Source organism: bacterium, from assembly GCA_030685015.1.
GTDB lineage: Bacteria > CAIWAD01 > CAIWAD01 > CAIWAD01 > CAIWAD01 > CAIWAD01.
Genome location: JAUXWS010000098.1, coordinates 1 through 6073, shown reverse-complemented (window position 1 = coordinate 6073; position 6073 = coordinate 1). Strand labels below are relative to the sequence as shown.

Annotated in this window: 6 protein-coding genes; all 6 read left to right on the top strand. The window is 63.8% G+C overall.

Annotation, left to right across the window (positions count from 1 at the left end):
• Nucleotides 1–405: 405 nt before the first annotated feature.
• The 6 genes from Q8O14_13975 (at nt 406) to Q8O14_13950 (ending at nt 5533) form a co-directional block, all read left to right on the top strand.
• A complete protein-coding gene (locus Q8O14_13975) occupies nt 406–732 on the top strand; it encodes a hypothetical protein (GenBank protein MDP2361835.1) in 327 nt (108 codons plus the stop codon).
• 163 nt (nt 733–895) lie between these two features.
• Entirely contained in the window at nt 896–3373 is a 2478-nt protein-coding gene (locus Q8O14_13970; GenBank protein MDP2361834.1) for a toprim domain-containing protein, read from the top strand.
• Nucleotides 3374–3436: 63 nt separating this feature from the next.
• On the top strand, nt 3437–3835 hold the full coding sequence (locus tag Q8O14_13965; protein ID MDP2361833.1) for a hypothetical protein: 399 nt from the start codon (nt 3437–3439) through the stop codon (nt 3833–3835).
• 14 nt (nt 3836–3849) lie between these two features.
• Nucleotides 3850–4503: a hypothetical protein gene (locus Q8O14_13960; protein ID MDP2361832.1), complete on the top strand. Its 654-nt coding sequence runs from the start codon at nt 3850–3852 to the stop codon at nt 4501–4503.
• Nucleotides 4500–4934, top strand: a complete 435-nt coding sequence (locus Q8O14_13955; GenBank protein MDP2361831.1) for an HU family DNA-binding protein — start codon at nt 4500–4502, stop codon at nt 4932–4934. Before Q8O14_13960 ends, Q8O14_13955 begins: the two co-directional genes overlap by 4 nt.
• On the top strand, nt 4931–5533 hold the full coding sequence (locus Q8O14_13950) for a hypothetical protein (GenBank protein MDP2361830.1): 603 nt from the start codon (nt 4931–4933) through the stop codon (nt 5531–5533). Before Q8O14_13955 ends, Q8O14_13950 begins: the two co-directional genes overlap by 4 nt.
• Nucleotides 5534–6073: the final 540 nt, after the last annotated feature.

Below are 6073 nucleotides of genomic sequence, written 5' to 3'. Positions count from 1 at the left end.
CTGAAACTGGATACTGAGTGAGGACGGCATGATGGGCTCCTTTCGTGAATGCGTCACGAAGATCGGCCCGGGGTGGGACATGTCAACTCATTGACCTTGATCAGCAGCCACTTCGGTAGCTGAAACTGCTGCGTAATCGGGATTATGAATGTGATGAATGATCATCACAACAAGATGTGTCAAGATTATGTAGGAGAATCATGCTCAAGAAATGAGTGAAAATGTGAATGAAAGAATTTTGTAGAAAGTGGTTGACTTCTCCTCTCATGCGAGGGATCGTAAGGTTGTCAGGCCAGGGAAGGCTTTCAGAGATCGCGCGTGTAGCGCTGGACGGCCTGACAAGATTGACAAAGAACGTCATATGGGCTACCAGCAAGAGTCCCAAAACATACGGAGTCGAATTTCATGCGACACACCCATTCGCCCCTCATCCACGAGCGCCCCGCGCGCCAGACCACGGTGTCCCAGGCCCACACGGCCTTCCGCGACCTGCCCGACGAGGAGCGCCGCCGGCGCCTGGTGGAGGCCATCCACCGGGAGCTGGGCCACGCGCCCGCTCGGCAGCCGGCCCTCTTGACCGAGGTCGAGGTGGCCCGTGTGCTCAAACGGACGGTGGGTACCCTGCGCAACCGGCGCTGGGCCGGCCTGCCCGTGCCCCGCCACGTGGTGGTGGGCCGCATGGTCTTGTACGAGCCGCTGGATGTGGTGGACTTCATGTTGTCCAGGGCCTGAGGGCCCCGGGCGGGGGCCGGGGGACCGTGAACCGGCTCGGCCCGTCTCGTGACCCGAAGCACGCTGCAGTGGTGGCTCCTGGGCCACGACAGGCGCAAGACAAGGCATGAGGCTGGCGGATGGTGCCGCCAGCCCGGGACAGACGTTGGGAGGCTCTGTGGGTGTGTATCAGGACGTGATCGATCGGGTCAAACAGGACCTGACGATCGGCATGGTGCTGGGTCGGCCGATTCCTGCCAATGGCAAGATTCGCTGCCCTCTTCCCGGCCACGAGGACAAGAATCCTTCATGCGATGTGGATCTGCAGCGAAACACGTTCACCTGTTGGAGCCATCCGGGTGGTCGTGCGGGTGGAAGCGTGCTGGACCTTCTCATGCTCATGAACGGCGTAGACTTCAAAGAGGCCCTGCGCCTGGGTGCCAACATGCTCAACATCCCGCTGAAGCCCCCGACCCAGGAAGAGGTGGCGGCCCAGGAAGCCCGACATAAGCGTGAAGAGACCCTGTCCGCCCTGACCCGAGCGACCCACGGGTGGTTGATGGGAGACACGGATCCGGCCCGCCAAGCGCGAGCCTACTTGGAAGCGCGGGGTTTTTCCCAGGATCTGATGCGTGAGCACCAGCTGGGCTTGATCAACCTGGAAGGGCTCTACAGAATCCTAGCCAAGCATCCCGTCTTGGCAACCTATAGCCAGACGGACTTTGAAGCGGCAGGCTTGCGTGCGGCTCGTGGGGGCTTCCTGTTCCACGACACGCGAATCCTGTTTCCTCTTCTGAGTCGGGGTCGCACCGTCGGCATGTCGTTTCGCGCACTGCCCGATTCCAGTGACAAGCGGAAGTTCGTGCACTTGGCAGGCCTGGCGGCCGGCCTCTGGAACGAGGACGCCCTGCGCCATCCGGACCGATCCGTCGTGTTGGCGGAAGGGATTCCGGATGCCTTGCAGGTGGCCGCCTTTGGCATTCCGGCGGTGGGCAACCTGGGTCTCGAAACCGCGAAGAACGCCCATCGCTTTGCCCATTTGAAGCGCGTGACGTTGGCATGGGACAACGATTCGGCAGGAAGGGGTCGAGCGCTGAAGAGCGCCATGGCCATCCAGGCGGTCATGAAGGACGGCGATGTGCATGTGCTGCACATGCCAGGCGCCAAGGACATCAACGACTGGGCACGCGCCGGCGGTACGAAAGAGGAATTCCTGGACCTGCTGCGGCAAGCGCCGGATCTCCTCGACATGCTGATCGCCCGCTTGCCGAAGGAAGCGGAATGCTTGAAGGAAAGCGATCTGGAGCCCGTGTTTGACGTGATCCGCATGCGCTCCAGCCTGGGACACAAGGCCCTGCTCAAACGAGTGACGAAACACGTGCCCACACCCCTTGCTGAACTGCAGAGCCGTCTGGCTGCCAGTTCCTCAAGCGGGTCTTCGCCGCAGAACCGTACCACCCCCACTGGATCGGGACCGGATGCCGCAGGGTCGACAAGTCCGGGCACGAAGGTCCCCTTGGTCCGGCAAATCCTCCAGCCAGGACTCTGTCTCTGGCACGATGGCGATGTCCCCACGTGGCGCATGGGCGTCCATATCCAACGCACGGAACCCATGTCGGCATCGGACGGGACTCCGGTGCATGTGGTCAACAAAGAGTTGATCATCGTCCAGAACCTGCCCGATGGCCTCAACGTGAGTACCGAGCCGTACTCGCTCTTTGCCCAGGATGAAGAGGAATACAAGCGCTTTCCAGGGCGCAAGTACCCCGTTTGGGACCAAGAATCTGCCTTCGCGCACAACATGTTTTTGTTCTTGGACAACCAGTGCCCACCCGTGTCCGGCTGCCACCTCTTTGACGAGGTCAAGCGGCTGCTCACCCGCTTCCTCTGGTTTCCCGATCCCCGGGATCTGGACTTGCTGGCCACGTGGATCCTGATGACCTACGTGTTTCCCGCCTTCAACGCCGTGCCCTATCTGCATTTCCATGGCAGCAAGGCATCGGGCAAGACGACCGCCTTGAGCTTCGTGTCGCGCTTGGCCTTCAACGCCATGAAATGTGCCGGGCCCACGGAGGCGGCTGCCAGCATGCATGTGGCCAACACGTCGGGCACGCTCATCATCGATGAGGCGGAGCGTCTACTGAATCCGCGGCCCGGGTCACGCGAGGAGTTCCTGATGCTGATCCTGCTGATCGGGTACCAGGCGGGGGCGATCCTACCCAAAGGCGATGCCGAGAGCCAGCAGCCCGTGGAGCGCTGCGTGTTCGGTCCCAAATGCCTTGGATCCATTGGCCGCATCCAGCACGTCCTGAGGAGCCGCTGCTTGGCCATCCACACCAAGGAGGCGGATGCGGACCACTTGCCCGAAGGGGATATGAACCATGACGCCCGCGAAGCGGCGATCACCTCCCGGGTCCTGCGCAACCAGCTGCATGTTTGGAGCCTTCGCAACGGCCTGGCTCTCCACGAACGGGTCACCCATGACATGCGCAACGTGGACCGCAGGCGATTGGGCAGCCGCGATCGGGAGCTCTGGCTGCCACCGTTGACCATTGCCCGACACCTGGACGTGGAGCGCGGGGAAGGCTCCATCCTGGAGGCCACGCTGATGGAACTGCGTCAGGTGAAAGAGGTGGAGCACAAGGCGCTGGAAGCCGAGTAGAATCCCAAGGCCCTGTATCTGCAGGTTCTGGCGGACGTGCTGGAGGAGAAGGGCCCTATCCTGATGGCCTTCAACCAGTCGGGGCGGCGGCAGGACTGGTATCCCGCGGCCGAACTGCTGACCTGCATCGAAAAGGTGTTGCACGAACAGCGCATGCTGCCTGCCCATGTGAACCATGAGGTGGAGTGGTTGCGCGCGTCCCTGTTCGAAATGGGGGTCACCGAGTCCAAGACGCGCCAGCAGCAGCGCGTGCTTCGTGGCGCTGGGCCGTCGAAGAATGAGGAGTGTTTCCACATCCCGCAAGAGAGGCTGCAGGCGGCCCTGCGCAAACTGTCCGTGCCGCAGGATGGCGGTGAGGAGACCCTCCCGACGGCCCTCTTGGAATCCTTGCATGTGCCCGCCGGAGGAAGTGGCGCGCAGACGGCGCCCAGTCCCACCGGAACCGATGACATCCCCTTCTGACCCAAGGAGCCACCATGACAGGAGAACGCATCGACCGCTGGCCCAGTGGAGAACGGCCCGTCTACTTCGCCACCCCGGGCGCCTGGGGTCTCCTGGACTTGCTGGGCCGGTCGAGTTCTTATGGGCCGGACGTGCAAAGGGCGCTGGAGGCCGCCTCGCTGCGCGATGTGCGGGGAGCCTACTTCCTCACCCGCGATCTCGACCAGCTGAAACGTCGCGATCTCCTCCTGGGTGGGGACGACGCCGGCCGTGCCAAACGCATCCAAATCCGCAAGGACCTGCGCCGCGCCTTTGACCGTCTCTGGCTTCGCGACGAAGCCATGCGAAAGGAGCGAGAAGCCGAACACGTGCGGCGGTCCCTGGCCGCCCGGCCACCCGAGCATCCTGGATGGCGACAACTGACCCCCAACCAAGTGCTGGACGTGGCGGGCTGTCCGCAGCCCCTGGACGTGCGCGTCAGGCGGCTGTTGGAAGTGGACCGGGGTTTGGTGGAGCGTGTCCGCGCGCGGTTGATGGAGCCGACCTCATCCGAGGCGTCCCTGTGCCGGCGGCCCCCCAAGGCCCAGACCGATCATCTGGCATGGGTGCTGGGCCTGGTTCTCGAGCATGCGCAATCTCCAACCCCATTCCCCGACAGCCCTGCCCCTAATCCACAGGAGACAAGATGACGTTGACCCAATCCGACCTGGTGCGCCGCCTGCGCTCCACCCACGGCCTCACGTTGATCGAGGCCCGGCGGGCCGTGCACGACGTGACCAGCGCGCTCACCGATCTGCTTGACCAGCTGAACCTGGGCGACCGGCTCACGCTGAAGTACCTGGGTCACTTCGAGTGCTACCTGCGTAAGGGGGGCTTGCGCCACGGCCTGCATGGCCGGGAGCCCATGACCCTGCCAGATCGGCCCTCTCTTCGATTCCATGCCAATGCCCAGCGCCGAGCCAGCCTCGCCGCGCGCCTGGGCATGCGGGAAGGGTCGCGTCCCGGAGCGAGCGTTCCCCATGAGCCCTTGGCACGACCCACGATGCAACCAATTCCGCTGGAGTCCCCCGGCACGCTGTGCGTGCCGGCGGATCCGCCCCAACCAGGAGACGCCCAATGACCCGCGACCCGATCCTCGTCCACCAGATCAGCAAGGCCTGTCTGGCCGGTTACCGTCAGGGGCTCGAAGGTACCCATGTTGGCGTGCCGCCCCTGATCGACGCCCATGTCGACGACACTTACCGCCTGGCTTTCCAGGATGGATTGCAGGAGGCACGCACTCGAATGCAGGAGGGGAAGGTCCATCCGGATGAACTGCAGAGGGTGCGCAACGACCATGCCACCCGGTGGAAGGAGGGAGCCGAATGCGCCCTTGACCAAGTGACGCGCTACTTGCCCCGCGCGGAAGCCGCGGCCCTGGCCGAGTACAACGCACGGAAGCGCCTGCTTTTCGTGGGGACGGCCTTCAGCGACGGCTACGATGCGGTGATGGAAGCCGCGGACAGTCTGGCCAAACCGCTTCAGGACGCCCAGCGCGACTTCAAGGAGATCCACCGCATTATCCAAGAGGGACACGATCTGCTGGACACCGCGGGCGTGCCTGCCTGCCCACCGGATCCGGAGGTGGAGGACCGCTCGCTCATCGCCTTGGTGCGCCGCCTGGCGGGACTGCCCATGGTCACGGCGACATCCGAACCGGTTCCCGCCCCGGCCAATTGACCCACCCCTGCCCGCGCCCCGGGACCTTACGCCTCGGGGCGCGGACCCGCTTCCCCTCCCACCCCATCTTCAGGCCCTCACGCACCCTAAGAACCCTTCCCCTTGGGCAGATCTCGGTGGAGCCCTATGGCGGAACCCGTTTCGAGGATTCCGAGCCATGCCTCACAAGAGAAGCTTCTTCTGTAGCAATGAGAAGGGAACCCTGGCGGGTAGGTGACAAGTCCCGGCGTGTCCCCACCACCCCCTGCTCGTTCGTGTCGGCACGGCGAGGCCGGTTGGCTGGGAGTGGGCGGCGCATCCCGGATTTGGCGGTTGGAGGAGGGACGGTGGTGGCCGCGTGCGCGGCCCGGCGACCGCCGCGGCCGCCCCTTTTCCTGGGTCGACCATACTGTAACAGCCTGTTACAGTTCGTGACTCGCCCCCAGTTTTCTTGGACACAAAAGTGAGGTAAATCTCATGGTCCAAGGAGAGGAGAGCCGCATGCCCATCGAGAGGTTCACGCCACCCGCGCCCGGAGCGCCGGAAGGAGCGCGTAGCGCG

What these genes read in the sequence shown, in the direction of transcription:
- Q8O14_13975 (MDP2361835.1), top strand. Translation starts at nt 406, where the DNA reads ATGCGACACACCCATTCGCCCCTCATCCACGAGCGCCCCGCGCGCCAG.
- Q8O14_13965 (MDP2361833.1), top strand. Translation starts at nt 3,437, where the DNA reads ATGGCCTTCAACCAGTCGGGGCGGCGGCAGGACTGGTATCCCGCGGCC.
- Q8O14_13960 (MDP2361832.1), top strand. Translation starts at nt 3,850, where the DNA reads ATGACAGGAGAACGCATCGACCGCTGGCCCAGTGGAGAACGGCCCGTC.
- Q8O14_13955 (MDP2361831.1), top strand. Translation starts at nt 4,500, where the DNA reads ATGACGTTGACCCAATCCGACCTGGTGCGCCGCCTGCGCTCCACCCAC.
- Q8O14_13950 (MDP2361830.1), top strand. Translation starts at nt 4,931, where the DNA reads ATGACCCGCGACCCGATCCTCGTCCACCAGATCAGCAAGGCCTGTCTG.